The sequence below is a fragment of the Micromonospora sp. NPDC005172 genome (genome assembly GCF_040608555.1).
GTDB lineage: Bacteria > Actinomycetota > Actinomycetes > Mycobacteriales > Micromonosporaceae > Micromonospora.
On record NZ_JBEXIL010000009.1, the window covers coordinates 95,408 to 114,839 of the forward strand.

The 19,432-nt window shown below is 71.4% G+C and carries 20 protein-coding genes; 10 read left to right on the forward strand and 10 right to left on the reverse strand.

The window, feature by feature from the left end; all coding sequences use genetic code 11:
• Position 1: 1 nt before the first annotated feature.
• Positions 2-1,000, reverse strand: coding sequence for a hypothetical protein (locus ABZV06_RS08745; protein WP_355619844.1), 999 nt, complete (start codon positions 998-1,000; stop codon positions 2-4).
• A 332-nt stretch (positions 1,001-1,332) separates the two neighbouring features.
• Between ABZV06_RS08745 and ABZV06_RS08750 the strand changes: the two genes are divergently transcribed.
• From ABZV06_RS08750 to ABZV06_RS08765, 4 genes are all read left to right on the forward strand, one after another.
• On the forward strand, positions 1,333-1,527 hold the full coding sequence (locus ABZV06_RS08750; RefSeq protein ID WP_355241745.1) for a hypothetical protein: 195 nt from the start codon (positions 1,333-1,335) through the stop codon (positions 1,525-1,527).
• A 69-nt stretch (positions 1,528-1,596) separates the two neighbouring features.
• The gene (locus ABZV06_RS08755) at positions 1,597-2,076 is read left to right on the forward strand and encodes a hypothetical protein (RefSeq protein WP_355241748.1); all 480 of its coding nucleotides are present in this window, start codon (positions 1,597-1,599) and stop codon (positions 2,074-2,076) included.
• A 57-nt stretch (positions 2,077-2,133) separates the two neighbouring features.
• Positions 2,134-3,168, forward strand: a complete 1,035-nt coding sequence (locus ABZV06_RS08760) for an NAD-dependent epimerase/dehydratase family protein (RefSeq protein WP_355619846.1) — start codon at positions 2,134-2,136, stop codon at positions 3,166-3,168.
• A 527-nt stretch (positions 3,169-3,695) separates the two neighbouring features.
• Positions 3,696-4,589, forward strand: coding sequence for a septum formation family protein (locus ABZV06_RS08765; protein WP_355619849.1), 894 nt, complete (start codon positions 3,696-3,698; stop codon positions 4,587-4,589).
• 6 nt (positions 4,590-4,595) lie between these two features.
• Here the strand turns inward: ABZV06_RS08765 and ABZV06_RS08770 are convergent, their stop codons facing one another.
• Positions 4,596-5,609, reverse strand: a complete 1,014-nt coding sequence (locus ABZV06_RS08770; protein WP_355619852.1) for a hypothetical protein — start codon at positions 5,607-5,609, stop codon at positions 4,596-4,598.
• Positions 5,610-5,734: 125 nt separating this feature from the next.
• Here ABZV06_RS08770 and ABZV06_RS08775 point away from each other — a divergent pair, with 125 nt between their 5' ends.
• The 5 genes from ABZV06_RS08775 to ABZV06_RS08795 all read left to right on the forward strand — a co-directional run bounded on the left by ABZV06_RS08775 (position 5,735) and on the right by ABZV06_RS08795 (position 10,090).
• Positions 5,735-6,130 (forward strand): VOC family protein, encoded by a 396-nt coding sequence (locus ABZV06_RS08775; RefSeq protein WP_355241760.1) that lies wholly within the window; start codon positions 5,735-5,737, stop codon positions 6,128-6,130.
• Positions 6,131-6,248: 118 nt separating this feature from the next.
• Positions 6,249-7,427, forward strand: coding sequence for an ATP-binding protein (locus tag ABZV06_RS08780; protein WP_355619855.1), 1,179 nt, complete (start codon positions 6,249-6,251; stop codon positions 7,425-7,427).
• Positions 7,428-7,470: 43 nt separating this feature from the next.
• Positions 7,471-8,622 (forward strand): hypothetical protein, encoded by a 1,152-nt coding sequence (locus ABZV06_RS08785; RefSeq protein ID WP_355619952.1) that lies wholly within the window; start codon positions 7,471-7,473, stop codon positions 8,620-8,622.
• Positions 8,595-9,308: a response regulator transcription factor gene (locus ABZV06_RS08790; RefSeq protein WP_355241765.1), complete on the forward strand. Its 714-nt coding sequence runs from the start codon at positions 8,595-8,597 to the stop codon at positions 9,306-9,308. The genes ABZV06_RS08785 and ABZV06_RS08790 overlap by 28 nt, the downstream gene beginning before the upstream one ends.
• A 71-nt stretch (positions 9,309-9,379) precedes the next feature.
• Entirely contained in the window at positions 9,380-10,090 is a 711-nt protein-coding gene (locus tag ABZV06_RS08795) for a hypothetical protein (RefSeq protein WP_355619955.1), read from the forward strand.
• 40 nt (positions 10,091-10,130) lie between these two features.
• Here the strand turns inward: ABZV06_RS08795 and ABZV06_RS08800 are convergent, their stop codons facing one another.
• The 4 genes from ABZV06_RS08800 to ABZV06_RS08815 all read right to left on the reverse strand — a co-directional run bounded on the left by ABZV06_RS08800 (position 10,131) and on the right by ABZV06_RS08815 (position 14,136).
• Positions 10,131-10,883 carry a lysophospholipid acyltransferase family protein gene (locus ABZV06_RS08800; protein ID WP_355241771.1) on the reverse strand — a complete coding sequence of 251 codons (753 nt, stop codon included), beginning with the start codon at positions 10,881-10,883 and terminating at the stop codon, positions 10,131-10,133.
• A gap of 92 nt (positions 10,884-10,975) precedes the next feature.
• Positions 10,976-13,036 (reverse strand): glycogen debranching N-terminal domain-containing protein, encoded by a 2,061-nt coding sequence (locus tag ABZV06_RS08805; protein WP_355619858.1) that lies wholly within the window; start codon positions 13,034-13,036, stop codon positions 10,976-10,978.
• Positions 13,036-13,407, reverse strand: a complete 372-nt coding sequence (locus ABZV06_RS08810; RefSeq protein ID WP_355241777.1) for an SCP2 sterol-binding domain-containing protein — start codon at positions 13,405-13,407, stop codon at positions 13,036-13,038. Before ABZV06_RS08810 ends, ABZV06_RS08805 begins: the two co-directional genes overlap by 1 nt.
• A 312-nt stretch (positions 13,408-13,719) precedes the next feature.
• Complete coding sequence (locus ABZV06_RS08815; protein WP_355619861.1) at positions 13,720-14,136, reverse strand: CBS domain-containing protein; 417 nt, start codon at positions 14,134-14,136, stop codon at positions 13,720-13,722.
• A gap of 145 nt (positions 14,137-14,281) precedes the next feature.
• Between ABZV06_RS08815 and ABZV06_RS08820 the strand changes: the two genes are divergently transcribed.
• Positions 14,282-14,863: a nucleotidyltransferase family protein gene (locus ABZV06_RS08820; protein ID WP_355241783.1), complete on the forward strand. Its 582-nt coding sequence runs from the start codon at positions 14,282-14,284 to the stop codon at positions 14,861-14,863.
• A gap of 46 nt (positions 14,864-14,909) precedes the next feature.
• Here the strand turns inward: ABZV06_RS08820 and ABZV06_RS08825 are convergent, their stop codons facing one another.
• The 4 genes from ABZV06_RS08825 to ABZV06_RS08840 form a co-directional block, all read right to left on the reverse strand.
• The gene (locus ABZV06_RS08825; RefSeq protein WP_355241785.1) at positions 14,910-15,350 is read right to left on the reverse strand and encodes a PPOX class F420-dependent oxidoreductase; all 441 of its coding nucleotides are present in this window, start codon (positions 15,348-15,350) and stop codon (positions 14,910-14,912) included.
• A gap of 136 nt (positions 15,351-15,486) precedes the next feature.
• Positions 15,487-16,512 carry an aspartate-semialdehyde dehydrogenase gene (locus ABZV06_RS08830; RefSeq protein ID WP_355241788.1) on the reverse strand — a complete coding sequence of 342 codons (1,026 nt, stop codon included), beginning with the start codon at positions 16,510-16,512 and terminating at the stop codon, positions 15,487-15,489.
• Positions 16,513-16,702: 190 nt separating this feature from the next.
• Positions 16,703-18,040 (reverse strand): pitrilysin family protein, encoded by a 1,338-nt coding sequence (locus tag ABZV06_RS08835; RefSeq protein ID WP_355241791.1) that lies wholly within the window; start codon positions 18,038-18,040, stop codon positions 16,703-16,705.
• Positions 18,037-19,329 (reverse strand): pitrilysin family protein, encoded by a 1,293-nt coding sequence (locus ABZV06_RS08840; protein WP_355619864.1) that lies wholly within the window; start codon positions 19,327-19,329, stop codon positions 18,037-18,039. Before ABZV06_RS08840 ends, ABZV06_RS08835 begins: the two co-directional genes overlap by 4 nt.
• Positions 19,330-19,432: the final 103 nt, after the last annotated feature.

The window sequence follows — 19,432 nt, forward strand, 5'->3', positions numbered from 1 at the left end:
ATCACGTAATCCACACGGGATCGTCGTCAACCGGACGGAACAGCTCGGCGAGCGCACGGTGCAGCGCCACGCCCCCAACCTGCGGCACTCGGTAGGTGTTGCGCCGTGCCTGCTGAACCAGGCTGGGATCCGGAGCGAGCCCGTACTCGCGCAGGTAGTACGTCACGGTGTCGGTCCACACGAACGTCCCGTCGGTTCGGTACGACATCGGCACCACGTCACCCCGATGCGGATCGACGACGTCCGCCATGAGGTCGGTGGTTTCGAGCACACCGACACCCTGGTCCAGGTAGCGCAGCAGCTGTCGCCGCTCCGGATCGGACATCCGCCCATGGTCATCGGCGAAACGTGGTCCCCCGACGGCGTCCACGGAGTCGAAGACACGGGCCAACTCGATCGGCGCGACCACCTCGGCGGCCCACAGCAACGCCGATGACGCTCGGGCACGCTGCAGATGTGCGGGTTGTTCCGTACCTGTCGCATAGGACTCCACCAGCGGCAGTTCCACACCGGTAGCGATCAACGCCTGCATCACCGCACCGGTCGCCTCGGCCAGCTCGGTCACCGGGGCATCGAGCTCGAGCACATACACCCGTTCGCCGGGCCCACGCCAGGAACGCCAGAGCGCGACCGCGCCCGAGAGTCGAGCTGCCTCAGCTACTGCGGCGCGGTCGGCCGCGTCCATAGCCGCGTCGCTGGCCGGCTCAGGCCCGCTGGTGAGGTCTAGTACGGGCGGCATCTGTTCGGCTGGCACGGAACCCGGTTCAACGGGCGTGAACGCGATCCCGGTCACCGCGGCCGACACCGGCACGGGTGGCTCCACACCCTCGGGAAGGTACAGGCCGAGTAGCTGGCGATCATTCTGATGCAACTCGGGGTTGGCGTCAGCGACTACTTCCGCCGCTGTTGCTGCGTCGCCCTCGGCCAGGGCGAGGCGGGCTTTCACCAGCGCCTCGTCGGACATGCGCGTCGCCGCCCGCAGGAGCAGTCGGTGCAGCATCGCCTCCGGTGGTGCCGCAATGTACGTACGCATGGTGTCAACCCCCGTGTCGTTCATGTCTGCCCGCACAGGAGAATCCTCCGGACGAACGTCGAACCAGCGTGGAGAACCGGCCCTGGGACGGACGAGCATGATCCCGCTGTCAAATTACTGCCGCCTTGCCGCTGACGCCATCCGGACACCTCCGGGCGCCACACCGTCTGTCTGAGGCTCGTGCAGTGCCGTCCAGGTCGGAGCTTGGCCTCCTCGATCTGCTTGCTGAGCAGGTCAGGCCGTCGACGTCTCAGCGCGCTCCACGCGGCGACGCTGCCGATTCACGGCAGGCTGACACGATGCGGAGACTGACCTTCGGCATGAACGTGAGTCTGGACGGCTATGTCGCCGCGCCCGGCGGCGACCTCGGCTGGGGTGTGCCGAGCGACGAGCTGTTCCAATTCTGGTCCGACCGGGTGGGTGCGACCGGCACGGCACTGTACGTACGCAGGCTGCGCTCCGGAGGGATTGCCCCCGGTCCGTCGGCAAAATGACGTAGCGGACGTGTACGTTCTCCCGGCCGCCCCACGGGTGGTGACGTGGCAGCCGATCGGGAGACTTCTGTGGGTGTTCTGTACGACTACTTCCGCGCTTCCGACGACGAGGCCGTCGCGAAGCTGATGGCCGTCACCGACGGCGGCCCGGTGGTGTGCGCGGGAGATTCGCCCGTCGAGGATGCTGTGGACGCCAAGGGGATCGATCCGCCCGTCGTCCTCGGCCGGGTCGTCTCGTTCGCCCTCGACGTGCCGTGGGAGCCCGACCTTGTCGGGGAACGGCTCATCTGGCCGGACGGTGCTGCTGAGGACCGTGAGTACGAAGGACCGTGGGTCGTCGTGTTGGGCGATCACGCCCGCGACGTACTTGCGGACATCCCGGATGACCAGTTGCCGGGCCTGGCTGAGCGGTGGTCACACGTCGAGGAGCTGTCCCACTACAGCGACACGGGACCGGAGCTCATGCTGTCGCGCTTGCGGGAGTTCGTTGGACTGGCCCGCCGAGCGCGCACGAACGGGGAGCACATCTACTGCTGGATCTGCCTCTAGCTAGTCGCCAGCCGTCCGAGATACAGCCCGCAGCCGACCAAGGCGCAAGATGAACCCATGCGGTTGCTGGTGCTTGGCGGAACCTGGTTCGTAGGGCATGCCGTCGTTACGACTGCTATCAGTGCAGGCTGGGAGGTGACGACTTTCAACCGCGGTACCTCAGATCCCTTTCTGGAAGCCGTGCGGCATGTCAGAGGCGACAGGACCCGTCATGCGGACGTCGTTGCTCTGGCGACCGCCGGGCCTTGGGATGCCGTTGTCGACACCTCGGGCTACGTGCCGAGGAACGTCCTCGACGTCGCTCGCGCGCTCGCCCCCGTTACCCATCGCTACGTATTCGTGTCGACGCTCAGCGTCTATCGAGACTGGCCGGTCAAGCCGCTGAGCGAGCAATCTGAGGTGCTTTACTGCCCACCGGACGCCGGCCCCGATTACGGCACGGACACCGAGGACGGACCGACCCGCTACGGCTATCAGAAGGCCGGATGCGAGACAGCCGCACTCGCTGCGTTCGGGGCGGACCGAGCCACGATCCTGCGGGCTGGCGTCGTGCTCGGCCCGCGTGAGTACGTCGGCCGCCTGCCCTGGTGGCTAGGCCGTGTGGCCGCTGGCGGCGAGGTGCTAGCGCCAGGCTCGCCGAACCGGACAGTTCAACCGATCGACGTACGCGACCTGGCCGCGTTCGCGCTGCGCAGCATCACCGACGACTTGGTTGGCGCGTTCAACGTCTGCGCACCGGTGGGTGGCGCGACTTTTGGCGGACTACTGGCGGACTGCGCCCACTCGACGAGGGCCGATGCCTTCTTCACCTGGGTTCTTGACGACTTTCTGCTCGCTCAGGGCGTCCGGCAGTGGTCCGAACTGCCGCTCTGGCGCACCTTCGACGGCGTGTGGAACGTCGACACCACTGCCGCGCAGGCCGGTGGCCTCCGCACCCGCCAACTCGAATTGACCATCCGGGACACCTGGCGGTGGTTGGTCGAGAGCGGGAGCGTCAGCAACCACGACCGCGCCGCCGGAATCGGGATCAGCTTGGAGAAGGAAGCGCAGGTGTTGGCCGCCTGGCACCGCTCACACAAGCGGTCGAGCTGAGGTCTCCGACAGCCACACCGCTATCTGGTTGGCAAGCAACCGAGCATCGGCATCGCCGTTCCACGGTGCCTCGTCCAACAGACGTTCCATCCGTGCCAACCGACCGGTTAGCGAGACGTTGCGCTTGTACGGTGGCAGGGCCAGCACCCCATGCAGCGCCTCGGCCGCCCCGTCCAGGTCTCGCAGGTAGAGGTGAGCAGCCGCCAGGTCGATATTCGTGCCGATGACCTGCGAGTAGGGCCGCCCCGGTGGTGCGCCTAGAAGACAGCGCGGTAAAACGACTTCACCTCTCGATGCGGCAGACGCGGATCTTGCGTGACCGCCTGGCCCGCCTGCTGGCCCTGGCGACGGCAGGGCGCACGACCGTGGACACGACGAAGGTCGCTGACGCAGCGACAGGAGGTGCCCGGTGGGTGTCTACGGGCGATACGGTAAGGCCAACCAGAAGGCACCGGAAGCCGGTGCCGGTTCGTCGCGGCCGTGCCATATGCTGCGCGCGTTCGACACGGGGGCACGGGGAGAAACACATGCGACGGTACGGCTGGGCGGCGCTCACGGCTGCGTTCCTCACGGCGGCGCTGGCGGGCTGCGGCACGCCGGCCGGCACGGATGGTGACCTGGCCGACGACTGGCGGCCAATGGCGGCGGCGCAGCAGTTCGTCCCGAAGGCCGACGAGTGTCACCTCATCGACGAGGCCACGTCGTACCTCAGCAGCTACTCCCCCGTCGACTGCGCGAAGACGCACAAGGTGGAGACCTTCCACGTCGGCACCTTCACCGGCGCTCTGGCTACCCGCACCGCGGCGCCCAAGACGGAGTCGGCGACGATGCGGTCGACCTTTGCCGACTGTGACAAGCGCGCGAAGCAGTTCGTGGGCGGCGACTGGCGCGATGCCCGTCTGTCGGTGCAGGTCGCGCCGGCGTCGCCGGCCGCCTGGTCGGGTGGCGCGCGCTGGTACCGGTGCGACATCTTCGAGCTGGACGAGGTCAACGGCCCGAACGGCGAGAGCGATGCGGCGATCCAACGGGGTGGATCGCTGCGTAACGCCCTGGCCAGCCGCTCCCCGCTGCACTACGGGTGCATGAACGAGGACAAGTGGCAGATGCTGCGGCCGGTCGCCTGCACCGCCGGACACCAGTTCGAGTACGCCGGCACCTGGATGGCACCGGATCGCTCCTGGGCTGACGCGACCCGGGACGAGGACTCCATCCACGCGGCCTGCCGGAAGGTCGTCGCCGGTTACGCGAAGGTGCCGGTGGACGGCGATCTGATCTACCGCACCGGCACCTCGTACCGCTTCCCGAACCGCCTGCTGTGGGAGCGCGGCGACCGTGGCGTGCGCTGCTACTACTGGTCCGGCGGCACCAACGTCAAGCGTTCGATCGCCGGCGGCGGCACGAAGGCGCTGCCGATCCGCTGAGCCGGGTCAGCTCGGCCCCAGCAGCGCCGCCAGCGCGGCGTCACCCTGCCCGAGCTGTGACCCGCCGGGCGGTGCCACCACCAGGAAGCGCCGGCAGGCGTCGAGTTCGACGTACCACTCGGGTCCGCTCCCGTCGGCGGGCCGGAGCACCGCGAAGCGGGACGCCGGGGTCGCGCAGTCGGCCGCCGGTCGGGTGCCGGCCAGCGCCCGGAGCACGTCCGCCTGCCGCTCGGGTGGCAGCGGTCGGCCGTACACGAAGTCACCTGCGGGTTTGCCGCCGCCCCGCTCGGACGGCGGCACCTGGTAGACGCAGAGGCGCAGCGGTCCGGCCTTCGGTGCGGCGGCCGGCGCGACGCGGCCGGGACGTCCGACGGCGCCCTCGACCCACACCATGTCCGACCAGCGCTGCGCGCACCCGGCGGCCTCGGCCTCCGAGGATTCGACAACCCCGACGGTACGACTGTCGACGGTGGTCAACCGCAGCCCGTCCAGCGCCGCGCGTACCTCCGGGCGCGGCTTGCCGCAGGCATCCATCGGCAGGTACGGCCGCAGCCACCGACCCTTGTCGTCGAGCAGCGCCAGCCAGGGTGGGACGAGCAGGTCGGCGGTGCAGGCGACCTGCCCTGGGCCCCTCTCCTGGTCGGCCAGGCCCAGCGCGGCCACCAGCGGCCCGATGTCGTCGGCGCGGCGCTCGGTGGCCACCTGCTCCCGGCCGCCACCGGCTCCCGGCACGACGTCACGGCCGCACAGCACGGCGGCGAGCGGCACGAAATCCGGATCGATCCGCCCGACCCGAGGCTCGACCCCGGCCGGCGTGGCCGACCCGCCCGCCCCCGGGGGTACGGGCAGCATGGCGCCCGCCTGCGGTGCGATCTCGGCGCACGAGGTCCACTTCTCGACGATCGCCGCCGGGCCGGGGCCTCCCGGCGTGCTGGCCGGGCCCGCGCAGCCGGCCAGTGCCAGGCCGCACAGCCCCACGCCGACAAGCGCCGCCACCAGAGTCGTTCCGCCCGAGCGCATCCCGCTCACCACCTCTCTGCCGTGGGATCAGACGGGTGCGGGCCCGGCGGGGTTCCCGCGTGATGTCGCCGACCATGGGTGACGCCGCCCGCCGAGGCGGGAGCGTCCGTCGGCAGAATGGCCGGATGGCACATCTGGGACTGGTCGCCCTGCTGGTTGACGAGTACGACGAGGCGATCGACTTCTACGTCGGCGGGCTCGGCTTCGAGTTGGTGGAGGACACTCCCCGCCCGGACGGCTCACGCTGGGTGGTGGTGCGCCCTCCCGGTGCCCGCGAGACGGCGCTGCTGCTGGCCCGCCCGAGCACCGCCGAGCAGCAGGCGCGGGTGGGCGACCAGACCGGCGGACGCGTCGGCCTGTTCCTGTACACCGAGGACTTCGCCGCAGCTCACGCCCGCATGGTCACGGCCGGCGTACGGTTCCTGGAGGCGCCACGACACGAGTCGTACGGCTCGGTGGCGGTCTTCGCCGACCTGTACGGCAACCGGTGGGACCTGATCCAGCCCCGCAGCGCAGAGTAACGACACGGCGACACAGCGCGTACAGTGGGTGAAGGCTCACCGTACGCCATGCTATTCTCCGATGTCGATCTCCGCTGTGCGGACCCGGACCGGGTCGTTGTCGGAAGGACACCTCCCGATGCCGGCGACTGCCGCCCCGACCATGCCACCGCCCGCCCTGGACAGTCCGGCCGGCGGCGCGTTCAGCTTCATCTTCACCACGCTGCCGGCCCTGCTGCGGCTGACGTGCGGGCTGGTCGGTGCCGCCGTGGCGCTGTCGGTGCGTACCCCACCGGTCGACGAGGCCCTGCTGCTACCTGGCGTGGCCGCGCTGACCGGGTGGTCGGTCTGGTACGCCGTCCGCGCGCTGCGCCACGGGATCCGGCCCGCGCTGGTCGCCGGTGACGTCGCGGTGACAGTGGTGGCCTGCCTGCTCATCCCCCGCCTGGTGGCGCCCGAGGTGCTGCCCGGCGAGGGCAGCTGGATCGCGGTGCTCGCCAGCACCACGGTGATCAACGCCCAGGCCACCGCCAAGGCCCGCTGGTCGGTCCCCGTCGGGCTGCTGGTCACCGCCGCGTACGTGGCGGGCGCGCAGGCGGCCGGCAACGTCACCGAGGCCCAGGCACACGCCGCCACCCTGCTCGTGCAGACCGGCTGTACCGCGATGATGACGGGGGTGATGCGCCGCCGGATCGGGCGGGCCGACCACGCCTTCGCCGAGCACCAGCGGGTCACCCGGGAGGCGTTGGTCGCCCGGACCGCTCGGGAGGCCGAGCGTCAGCAGAATCGGGACCTGCACGACACCGTGCTCGGCACCCTGACCATGGTGGGGCTGGGCGCGGTGTCCGGCCCGTCGGTCTCGTTCCGTGAGCGGTGCGCCACCGACCTCCGTACCCTCGTCGCGGTCACCGACCTCGGCCCGGCGCCCGGTGACGGCCCGGTGCTGCTCGACGAGCGGTTGCGCACGGTGCCCGACCGGCTGCCCGAGCTGCCGGTCCACCTGGAGCTGACCGCCTGCGCGGTGCCCGCCGGGGTGGCCGACGCGATCACCGAGAGCGCCTACGCGGCACTGTCCAACGTGGTCCGGCACGCCCCGTGCGCGCGGACCACGCTGCGGCTGAACCGCGACGCGGTCGCCGTCGTGGTCGAGGTGGTCGACGACGGTCCCGGCTTCGACCCGGAGACGGTCCCCGCCCACCGGTACGGGTTGCGCGAGTCGATCCGCGGGCGGATGGCCGCTGTCGGCGGGCGGGCCGAGGTGCGGTCCGCGCCGGGTGCGGGCACCCGAATCCGGCTGGAGTGGCCCGGTGTCGGCTGACCTCGGCGCGTCGGCGGACCGCGCCGACCTCCGCGTGGCGCCGGTGCCGCGGCCCCGCCCGGCCGACGGGTCCACACCCGAGCCGACCGCGCTCGCCGCGCCGGCCGCCGTCGCCGAGGCCTCCGACCGGGGGGCCCGGATCGTCGCCGTTGCCATCGCGCTTGCCTGGCATGTCGCGATCGGACTGCCGGCGGTGCTGGCGACCCGCACGCAGTTCACCGCGCCCACTGTGGTGCTGGGCGGCTGGGTCCTGGTCGCCGTGACGGGGGCGGTGGCCGGCGTCCGGCTGCTGCGCGGCGCGCCGTTGCCGCCGTGGCCGCTGGCCGGGGTGCTGCTCGCCGTCGACGCGGCGGTCTTCGCCACCGTCGGCGAACGGCAGCTGTTCACCGCCGCCAACTGGGTGTGGGGCACCCTCGGCTGGTTCTTCGTGCTGGCCCTGTGGGGACGACGGGTCAGCGGCCTCGTCGCCCTGCTGGCCACCCACGCGATGATCGCACTCGCCGCCGTCCTCGCGTACGCGCCGGGCACGGCCGACCTGGCCCGCTACACCATGTACGTGTACGGCACCTTCTCCCTGCAGGTGGCGGTCTTCGCCGGCAGCGCGGTGATCGTCGGCCTGGCCCGGGACCGGGCCGCGGCAGCCACGGCGATGCACACGCTCGCCGCCGAACGGGCCGCCGCCGAGCGGGGCCGGCAGGAACGCCGTGACCGGCTCGCCCTGGTGGGCACGGCGGCCGGGCGGGTGCTCGGCGAGTTGGCTGCCGGGGAGGCGGACCCGGACGACCCGGAGGTACAGCGCCAGTGCGTACTGGCCGCGGCCCGGCTGCGCCGCCTGATCGCCGAGTCCGACGACGTGCCCGACCCGCTGCTGCACGAGTTGCGGGCCGCCGCCGACCTGGCCGAACGCAACGGGCTGCCGATCGACCTGGTCGCGATCGGCAACCCGCCCCCGCTGCCGGTGGAGATCCGTCGCCGGCTGGCCGACCCGCTCACCAGTTTGCTGGCCGACGCCCGGGGTTGGGCCCGCCTGACCGTGGTGGCCGGCCCCGACGAGGTGGTGGTCAGCCTCGTCACGCCGGACCGGGAGGGACCGGACGCGACCGGCCCTCCGACCGAACACGAGGACGGGCCGGTGCAACAGCTATACGAACGGGACGGGGACATCAGATGGGCGCAGACCCGGTGGTCGGGGTGACCGGTGACCGGCCGGTCGGGGTGGCGATCGTCGACGACCATCCGGTGGTCGTCGAGGGGGTACGCGCCTGGCTCGCCAGCGAACCGCGACTGGCCGTGCTGGCCACCGGGGACGACCCGGACGAGGTGCTGCGCGCGGCGCCGGACGCCGACGTCGTCCTGCTCGACCTGCGCCTGCACGGCCGGATGGCCCTGGACAAGCTGGCCGAGCTGAGCGCCACGGGACGGCGGGTGGTGGTCTACTCGGAGCACACCGACCCGGAGACGATGCTCGCCGCGCTGGACGCCGGAGCGGTGGCGTTCCTGGCCAAGCACGAGGGCCGCGAGCACTGCGTGGCGACCGTGCTGGCCGCGGCGAGTGACCGCCCGTACGTGCCGCCGGCGCTGGCCGGCGCAATGGTCGGCGATCCGAGACCGGACCGGCCGATGCTCTCCGACAAGGAGCGCGAGGCGCTGCTGCTCTGGTTCCAGTCGATGTCCAAGGCGTCAGTCGCCCGTCGCATGCGGATCAGCGAGCACACAGTGAAACAGTACGTCGACCGGGCGCGGATCAAGTACACCCGGGCGGGCCGCCCGGCAGCCACAAAGGCGGCACTCTTGGCCCGTGCGATCGAGGACGGCCTCGTCCGCCCGGAGGAGATCGGCATCTACCGGTCACAGGCGACGCACGACCGGCCGACCCCCTAACGGGCGTCATGACAAGTAGCCGGCCGATCGGCGAAGCTCGACGCATAGCCACTCACCGGGAGGTCGTGACGATGCATGGCGACGCGTCCCCCTTCTTCATAGGCCCACACCGATTCGATGCGGCGGACGACGACGCCGGCCCCACCCTCGACCGGCGGTACGACATGCGTCCGCTGCCCGGCGAGAAGGTGCTCGGTCGACACCGGCTGCTCGTCGCTGGCTATCTGCTCGGGCCGACGGAGACACGGCGCGCCTGGCAGCTCCCCGGTCCCGTCTCGGTGACCGTCACCGACCAGCGGATCTGCTGGGTGGGCACCGGCTCGCAGCTCTCCCTGGTCGCCGACGACACGCCCCGCTCCCGGCGCTCCGGGCGACTGACCGGCCTGATGACCGGCCAGATCCGGTGGCAGTGGCCGTCCCGGCTGGAGCTGCCGCCCACCGACCCGGCACGACTGATGATCGTCTGCGACGCGTTGCGCACCATCCAGCAGCCGGCGCTGGCACTGGGCGGCTCACCGGGCGAGGTCGTAGCCCTGGCTCGGCAGGTACGCCGGGCGGTGGCCACGTTCCGGCTCACCCGTCCGGAACTCGTGGACCTTTCCGCGCAGGAGCGCGACGTGCTGCTGCTGCGGGCCGGCCCTGCGCTGCTCGCCGGGGAAACCCGGATCACGCTGCCCGGCTCGCTGCCGGTCGAGTTCCGCTCCCGCGACGACTACTACCGCTCCGGGCCGGAGCCCAGCTCCTGGGACGGCTTCGCCGACGGCACATCCGGGCTTCGCTGACAGCTTGCGCGGGTGCCGCCGGCGGCTCGCGCCGGGTGTCTCAGACGCTGGGCGCGCGTTCCTCACCGGCGGCGTCCAACACGGCGGCCTCCTCCGGTGTCGGCGCGCTCCCGCCGAGGTGGGCCGGCAGCCACCAGGTGTCCTCCGGGCCGGTCGGCGCGTCCGGATACTCGCGCTGGGCCCGCTCGACGAGCGCGCTCAGCCGGGTGGTCAATTCGGCGGCCAGCACGTTCGGGTCCGGGAAGTCCGCCGGCAGGATCGGCTCGCCGATGAGGATCGTGATCGGCGTGTGACGCCGGGTGAGGGTACGGGGACGGCCCTTCGTCCAGAGTCGCTGGGTGCCCCACAGCGCGACCGGCAGCACCGGCACCTTCGCCGAACGGGCCATCCGCACGGTGCCGCTCTTGAGCTCCTTGACCGTGAACGACCGGCTGATCGTGGCCTCCGGGAAGACGCCCACCACCTCGCCGCGCTTGAGCGCGTCGACGGCCGACCGGAACGACGCCGCGCCGGCCTGCCGGTCCACCGGGATGTGGCGCATGCCGCGCATCAGCGGGCCAGAGACCCGGTGCGCGAAGACGGACTGCTTGGCCATGAACCGCACCAGTCGGCCCGAGGCGTTCGCACCCAACCCCGCGAAGACGAAGTCGAGGTAACTGACGTGGTTACTGGCCAACACCGCGCCGCCGGTGCGGGGTACGTGGTGGGCGCCCTCGATGGTGATCTTCAGGTCGAGGACCCGGAACAGCGTCTTGGCAGCGGCGATAACGGGCGGGTACACGAGCTCCGGCATCCGCAGAATCTACCCCGCCCGGCTGGAGATCGCCTGGGTGCCGACCCGGCGGCGACGCGGCGTGTGCGGTGCCGCCGGGTGTCGTTCCAAGCTCAGTCGGCGAGGCTGTGCAGATCGAGCCGGCCGCGGGCGAACGCGTCCACCCGCCCCCACCGGCCCGGGATGTCCAGGACCTCGATGCGGCCCATCCCGACCGGCAGACGCGGCTCGACCGCCAGGTGCCCGTCGTGCGGTTCGAGGCCGAGCATGGTGCGCAACAACAGCAGCGGCGTACCCGTCGACCAGGCCTGCGGGCTGCACGCCGTCGGGTACTCCACCGGGAACTTCGTCAGCTCCCGGGGGTAGCCGCCGAACGCCTCCGGCAGCCGCCCGTCGAAGTAGGTGGCCGCGTCCAGGATGCCGTTGGCGATGGTGGCGGCCTCCTCGGCGAAGCCGTAGCGACGCAGCCCCCACGCGATGAAGGAGTTGTCGAACGGCCAGATCGTGCCGTTGTGGTAGCCGATCGGGTTGTACCGTGTCTCCCCCTCGGCGAGGGTCCGCACCCCCCAACCGGAGAACAGGCGCGGCCCGACCAGGTGCGCCGCGAGCTTCTCGGCCCGCTCGGGATCGACGATGCCGCTCCAGAGCAGGTGGCCGATGTTCGAGCTGAGGATGTCGCACTGGCGGCCGTCCGGGTCCAGGGCCAGCGCGTAGTACTCGCCGTCGTCCACCCACCAGTCCCGGTTGAACCGCCCCTTCAGCTCCGCCGCCTCCCGCTCCAACTGGTCGGCGAACTCCGGGTCGTTCCAGAACTTGCGGGCCATCCGCGCCGCGCGGACCTTCGCGTCGTACGCGTACCCCTGCACCTCGCAGGTCGCGCGCGGGAACGGCGGCAGGGTCCCGTCGGAGTACGAGATCGAGTCCCAGGAGTCCTTCCAGCACTGGTTCTCCAGGCCGGTCTCGGTGTTGCGGCGCTCGTACCAGATGTAGCCGGTGCCGACCAGGTCGGCGTAGCTGTCGATCCACTTGAGCGCGGCCCGGCACTCCTGTTCCAGCTCCTTGACCAGCGCGACGTCCCCGCTCCACCGCTCGTACTCGTCGAGCAGCACCACGAACAGTGGGGTGGCGTCCACCGATCCGTAGTACGGCGAGTGCGGTTGTTCCTCGAAGGCGGCGGTCTCGCCGTAGCGCATCTCGTGCAGGATCCGCCCCGGGTCCTCGTCCCGGAAGTCGTCGAACCGACTGCCCTGTAGGGACGCGAGGATGCGCAGCGTCGTCTTCGACAGCTGCGGCGTGAACGGCAACGTCTGTAGGCAGGTGAGGATGCTGTCCCGGCCGAACATGGTCATGAACCAGGGCAGGCCGGCGGCGGGTAGCGTCGCGCCACCGAGCGACAGCGGCGAGAAACGCAGCGCCGCCAGGTCGATCAGACTGCGTCGGTACGTGCTGGCGACCCGACCGTGTTCACTGTTGACCTTCGGGGCGTCGGCGATCCACCGCTCCAGGTCGTGTTGCAGGGCCAGCCGCTCGGCGCCGTGCACCCGCAGCCCCATCCGCAGGTCCCGGTCCCCGGGCCCCACCGCGCGCGTCTCCACGTGGATCGTCGCCTGCCACCGCTCGTTCGGCTCCAGGTGCACGGTGTACGCGAAACCCCGGTTGTCGTAGCGGGCCGGCACCGACGAGGAGATCTCCGTCTCGCGCCGGAAGTTGCCCCGGCGGTAGCCCAGGCGCAGCTTGTCGGCCTCGACCTCGGTGTAGATCTCGCCCTTCTTGTTCAGGATCTCGTCCTTGACCTGGAACAGGTCGGCGAAGTCGGACGCCGCGTCCATCCGAACTTCCAGGTCGACCGCCTTCTCGTCGTGGTTGAGGATGGTGAGTTCCTCGCGGAAGCTGCCGCCGACCGCACGCTCACGGATGATCGACAACTTGGCGTCCACGTAGTGCGTGGCCATCCCGGGCACCAGGAAGAACCGTGACTCGAAGTACTGCAGGTCGTCGTACGAGAGCGAGTTGAGGCGTTCTCCGTTCACGCTCAGCACCCACGTGGACAGGAACCGGGTGTCGATGGAGAAGAGCCCGGTCGGCTCGCTCGGCGTCGCCTCGATGTCGCCGGTGTCCTGGCAGACGACGAACGTGTTGCCGTCCAGGATCCGGATCGTGTTGCTCTGGCCCATCAGCGCATCTCCCCCGCGAAGCGGCGACGCGGCCCACGGGCGTCCGGCGACCCGGGAAAGATCCGCTCCACCTGTACGACCAACCGGGCGTCCCCCGACACCGTCATGTCCCCGCGCAGCAGGGCGGCCAGGCCGTGCTCACGACCGGACGCGATCTCGTCGAACAGCACCGGGCTGGCGCCGATCACCGTGTCGGCCTCCCGGTCCTCCTGGCTCACGTTGAGCCGCCCGTGGTCGATCGTCAGCAGCCAGTGCCGGGTCTGCGCCCCCTCGTGCAGGTCGATCCGCAGTGTCCCGGCGGTCTTCGCCAGCAGAGGCTCGTACCCCCGCCGGTCCAGGTCCTCGAAGAACCTCGTGGTCGCGTCCACCATCGGGTCCACTCCTCCCAGTCGGCCAGGCCCCGGATTCCACCCGCCGCCCTCGCGGCCGGCACCGCACGTCCCCGCACGGGTCCCCGCACCCCGCAAACCCAACCTCGCCCGAAAAGGGTGACCCCACCCCGCCCTGCCGACCTGCCCCCACCCCCTCCCCCGCTCCGCCCCGGTGATCAAGAAGTTTGCGTCACGAGACGCCGGAAGCGGTGACGCGAACCTCTTGATCACGGGGGTTCGAGAGGGGGTGGGGTGGGTGTGGGAGCGCCGGTCCTCCCGGGACGGGAGGACCGGCGCTCTGGCGCTCTCCGGTCAGTTGTTCGGGTCGTCGGCGCTGATGTCGGCCAGCACCGACTGCGGCTCCCGCTCGACCGCGAGGTCACCCATCGACACCAGGCCGATCAGGCGGCCCTTGTCGACCACCGGCAGTCGGCGTACGGCGTAGGTACGCATCAGGTCCGCGGCGGACACCGCGTCGTCGTACTGGCTCACGGTGATCACGTCGCGGCTGGTGATCTCGCTCAGCCGGGTCGAGCCCGGGTCCATGTTCTCCGCGACACCCCGGACCGTGATGTCCCGGTCCGTGACGATACCGACGACACTGTCGCCATCGGTCACCACCACGTCGCCAATGGCGCTGTCGCGCATCTCCTGCGCGGCGGCGATCAGCGTGTCGTTGCCGTCCATCGTCACCAACCGGGTCGTCATGAACTCTCCGACCGTTGTCATGGTGCTCCCCTCTCGGTGTCGGCACGGCTCGTCTACCCGCCGCCCCGCAGGGGGTAACGCCATCGGCCGGGGCGGCTGCGGTCGCTGCCGAACGCGAGACGGGTGACCGGACCACACCTGGACGACACCCGCTAGCGTCCACGAGGTGCTGAGTGGCGAGCGTGAGCTGCGGGACCTGATCGGCGGCAACGCCTGGTTGACGCGGGCGTTGACCGTGGTCCGCGACTCCGGCCTGCCGGACGCCTGGATCGGCGCGGGCGCCCTGCGCGACCTGGTCTGGGGCGAGCGTTACGGCGACGGATTCGACCCGACGACCGTCCACGACGTCGACGTGGTCTTCTTCGACCCGGCGAGGCTGTCCCGCGACGACGACCAGCGGGCCACCGCCCGACTGACCGCTGCCTGGCCGGAAGCGCCCTGGCAGGCGCGCAACCAGGCGGCGGTACACACCTGGTACGCCTCGAAGTTCGGCGGAGAGCCGATCGCCCCGTACCGCAGCGTCGCCGAGGCGGTGGCCACCTGGCCGGAGTACGCCACTGCGGTGGCCGTACGCCTACCGGCCACCGGTGAGCTGGAAATCTGCGCCCCGCACGGCCTCGCGGACCTGCTGGGCGGGGTGTGGCGGCACAACCCGGCCCGGGTGGACGTCGCGCTGTCCCGACAGCGGCTGGCCCGTCACCGGCCCGCGCAGCGTTGGCCTCGGGTGACCGTGATCGAGCCGGGCTGACCCGATGGCCGCCATCCCCGGGAGGGCTCGATGTTCCACCAGGCCGTCAGCCGCGGGGCGGCATCCCGTAGATCCGCTCCACGTGCAGGCGTAGCACCAGCCGCCGCTCGGCGACCATGGCACTGCGGTATTCGGCCCAGTCCGGGTGCTCGCCGCGCAACGACCGGTAGAGCCCCACCAACTCCTCGACCGTAGCGTCGTCCACGTCGGCCGCCGGAGAGGTCAGCTCGGCACGCCCCTCCACCACCGCGTACGCCCAGCCGTCCTCGCTGGCGACGTGGAAGCTGGCTCGCGGGTCCCGTCGCAGGTTGGCGGTCTTGGCCCGGCCGTCGGTGACGGACACCCGGATCAGGCCGGCGGCACTGTCGAACGAATAGACCACAGTGGACATCTGCGGTCGTCCGTCCCGCTTGATGGTGGCCAGCACACCCATCGAACGACCGACGATCAGGTCGGTCAACGCCTGCTGGTTGGTGTCTTCCGGCACGGCTTCCTCCAGGTGGCGGGGACGGCTCCGTCCATCCAAACACGAGCCGAGTGCTCCTGCTTCCGACCTGTCGGTCCCGTCACGGACTGCGGGCCCCCACCGTGGACGGTCGGGGCCCGCAGTTCGACGGTGACGGTCAGCGTCGCTCGGCGGCGACCAACTCGGCGAGCTGTACGGCGTTGAGCGCCGCGCCCTTGCGGAGGTTGTCGTTGGAGCAGAACAGGGCCAGCCCGTACTCGACGGTCTCGTCGGCGCGGATGCGACCCACGTAGGTCGGGTCCTGCCCGGCGGCCTGCAACGGCGTCGGCACGGGGGTCAGCGCGACCCCGGGTGCGTCGGCGAGCAGTTCGTGGGCCCGCTGCGGGGTGAGCGGGCGCGCGAACCGGGCGTTGATCTGCAGCGAGTGGCCGGTGAAGACCGGTACGCGGACGCAGGTGCCGGAAACCTTGAGGTCGGGGATTTCCAGGATCTTGCGGCTCTCGTTGCGGAGCTTCTGCTCCTCGTCGGTCTCGAACGAGCCGTCGTCGACGATCGAGCCGGCCAGCGGCAGCACGTTGAAGGCGATCGGCTCGGCGAACGAGCGCGGCGCGGGGAACTCCACGGCCGACCCGTCGAAGGCGAGCCCGGCGGCATGCTCGGCGACCTTGCGGACCTGCTCGTCCAGCTCGGCGACGCCGGCCAGCCCGGCGCCGGAGACGGCCTGGTACGTCGAGACGACCAGCCCGATGAGACCCGCCTCGGCGTGCAGTGGGCGCAGCACCGGCATCGCGGCCATCGTGGTGCAGTTGGGGTTGGCGATGATGCCCTTCGGGCGGTCGGCCGCGGCGTGCGGGTTGACCTCGGCCACCACCAGCGGCACCAGCGGGTCCATCCGGAACGCGGACGAGTTGTCGATCACCACGGCACCGGCCTCGGCGACCTGGGGAGCCAGCTCCTTGGCTGTGCCCTTACCGGCCGAGAAGAGCACGATGTCCAACCCGGAGTAGTCCGCCGTCGCAGCGTCCTCGACGGTGACCTCCTCGTCGCGCCACGGCAGCGTACGCCCGGCGGACCGCGCCGAGGCGAACAACCGCACCTGCTCCGCCGGGAACTCCCGCTCCGCCAGCACCTGCCGCATCACGCCACCGACCTGGCCGGTGGCTCCCACAATGCCGATCCTCATGCCCGGAGGCTACCCACCCCACCCCCACAACCGGGAACCCTTTCCCACCCCCCGGGTCCCACCTCACACCCCACCCACCCCCCTCTCGCGTCGATCATGAAGTTGTTGTCACCTGGTGCGGCGTGTCGTGGCAACAACTTCATGATCAACGGAAGGCAGGGCCGGGACGAGCGCGGGGGGCGGGGGAGGGTTAGGGGAGCATGTTTCCTAGGGCTGCGGACTCAAGGTCTTCGCGGATGACCGCTGCGTCGCCTTCGATGACCAGGGTCAGCGCGTCCGCGTGCAGGTGCGTGGCCGCCGCGGCGGAGACCTGGTCCACGTCGGCGTTGAGCAGCTCCTCGCGCAGCCGGGCGTGATAGTCGTCTGGCAGGTCGTGCACCACAAGCGTGGTCAGGGCGGACGCGATCGCCCGGGGGCTCTGCAACTCGACCGAGAGCTGCCCGGCCCGCCAGGAACGGGCCACGGCCAGCTCGTCCTCGGTCACGCCCTCGGCCTGCGTACGGGCGATCTCGCCCACCGCCTCGACCAGGGCCGGCGTGGTGACCGCTGTCTGCACGCCGGAGCTGACCGCGAACCGGCCGAACCGGCGGGACGAGGCGAACTCGCCCCGGATGCCGTACGTGTAGCCGCGCACCTCGCGGATCAGGTGGTTGAGCCGGGACGTGAACGCCCCGCCGAGGACCGTGCCGGCGAGGGTCATCGGTACGTGGTCGGGGTGCGCCCGGTGCGGCGACGGGTGGCCCAGCCGCAGCGTGGACTGCACCGAGCCCGGCCGGTCCACCAGGATGATCCGCCGGCCGGCGTGCACCGGCACCTCGATCGGGCCGCTCTGTTCGGCCGGGCCGCCCCCGGTGCCGGCGAACGCCGCTCGGGCCAGCGCGTCCAGGTCGATCCGGTCGAGGTCACCGGCGACGACGAGGGTGCCCGGCCGCAGGAACCACTCGGAGTGGAAGACCGTGATGTCCTCGGTGTCCAGGGCGGCCACCGAGTCCGGGTCGCCGTACATCGGTCGTCCCCAGCGGGTGTCGGCGCCGAACAGGTCGGCGCGCAGCGCGGCGTCGGCGCGCGGACCGGGGTTGGCCCAGTCCATGCGCAGCGCGTTCGCCTCGTCGTCGCGGACCCGCCGCACGTCGGCAGGGTCGAGTCGGGGCGTCCGGACGGCCTCGGCGAGCAGTTCCACGGCAGCGGTCAGCCGGTCGACCGGAACCTGGACGCTGACCTGGAACGAGTCCCAGTCCAGCCCGGTCACCAGCTCGGTGCCCAGCGCCTCGATGGCCAGCGCGTACGCCGTGCCGTCCCGCTGGGCGGTGCCCTCCTCGAGGGCCTTGGCGAGGACGCCGCCCAACCCCTCCTTGCCGGTCAGCTCGCGGCCGGCGCCGGCGTCGAGGAGCAGCAGCGCGACGGCGAGGTTCTGCCCGGGCAGGTGTGCCGCGACCACCTGGCCACCGGCTACCGCGCGGCGGACCACCGGCGGGAACCGGTACGGGCGAGCGGCACCCGGGCCGGGACGGTCGGTGATCAGCGTCATGCGGTCTCCTCGGGCAGGTAGGTCAGGGTGACCCGGTCTGCGGCGCCGAGCACCTCGGCGGCCGTCTCGGCGATCTGCTCGGCGGTCACCGCGAGCCAGGCGGGCAGCCGGTCGGCGGCCCGGGCCGGGTCACCGAACTGGGTGGCGTACCGCCCGAGCGTGTCCGCGCGGCCGTCCACCGTCGACATCTGCCGCCACCACGCGGTGCTCAGCAGCGCCTTGGCCCGGTCCAGTTCGGCGGCGGTGACCGGCACGGTGGCCAGTTCGTCGACGACCTCGGCGAGCCCGTCGACCAGCCGCTCGGCGCTCACGCCGGGGCGGGCGGTGGCGGTGGCGATCAGTGGCGCCGGGGCGTGCGCGAGGTCCACCCCGTACGCGCCGACCAGGTCGGGTTGGGCGATCCGCTCGCCGTCGGCGAGCCGCTGGTAGAGCCGGCTGCCACGGCCGCTGCCGAGCACGGTGGCGAGCACGGTGAGCACGTCGTAGCCGGGGCTGCCGAACGGGTGACCCCGATGGGCGATGTAGACGCGCGGCGCCGGCACGTCGGCGGTCACCGTCTCCACGGCGGGCTGCCCGGTCGCCGGGACGCTGCGACCGTCCGGCGCGGCCGGGATGTCGTCGCGGGCGGGCAACGCCCCGAAGTACTTCTCGGCCAGCGCGAACACCTCGGCGGCCGGGGCGTCGCCGACGACGGTGAGCACCGCGTTGTTGGGCGCGTAGTACATCTCGTGGAACGCCTGGAAGGTGGCGAGATCGGCGGCGTTCAGGTCGGCCATCGAGCCGATCGTCGAGTGGTGGTACGGGTGCCCCGGCGGGTAGAGCAGCGGCAGCAGCCGCAGCCACGCGTCCCCGTACGGGACGTTCTCGTAGCGCTGCCGGCGCTCGTTCTTGACCACCTCGCGCTGGTTGTCCAGCGTCTCCTGGGTGAGCGCCGGGACCAGCCCACCCATCCGGTCGGCCTCCAGCCAGAGCGCCAGCTCCAGGTGCTCGGCCGGGACCGTCTCGAAGTAGTTCGTCCGGTCCGGGTTGGTGGTGGCGTTGAGCGATCCGCCGGAGCCCTGAATGAGCTTCATGTGCTCGGTCTTCGCCACGTTCACCGAGCCCTCGAACATGAGGTGCTCGAAGAGGTGGGCGAAGCCGGTCTGCCCGGCCGGCTCGTGCCGGGATCCGACGTCGTACCAGAGGTTGACGGCCACCGCGGGCGCGGTGCGATCCTCGCTCACCACCACACGCAGGCCGTTGTCCAGTCGGGACGTCTCGATGGGCCAGGGGTAACCACTGTCGGGCATGGCACGACGCTATCCGATCTCGCGGGCGGAGAGGTGACGTGCGGTGGGTCGGCGAGCCGACCCGCGCGGCGGCATCGAGTCGTCCGCTCGGGGTTCCGCAGGG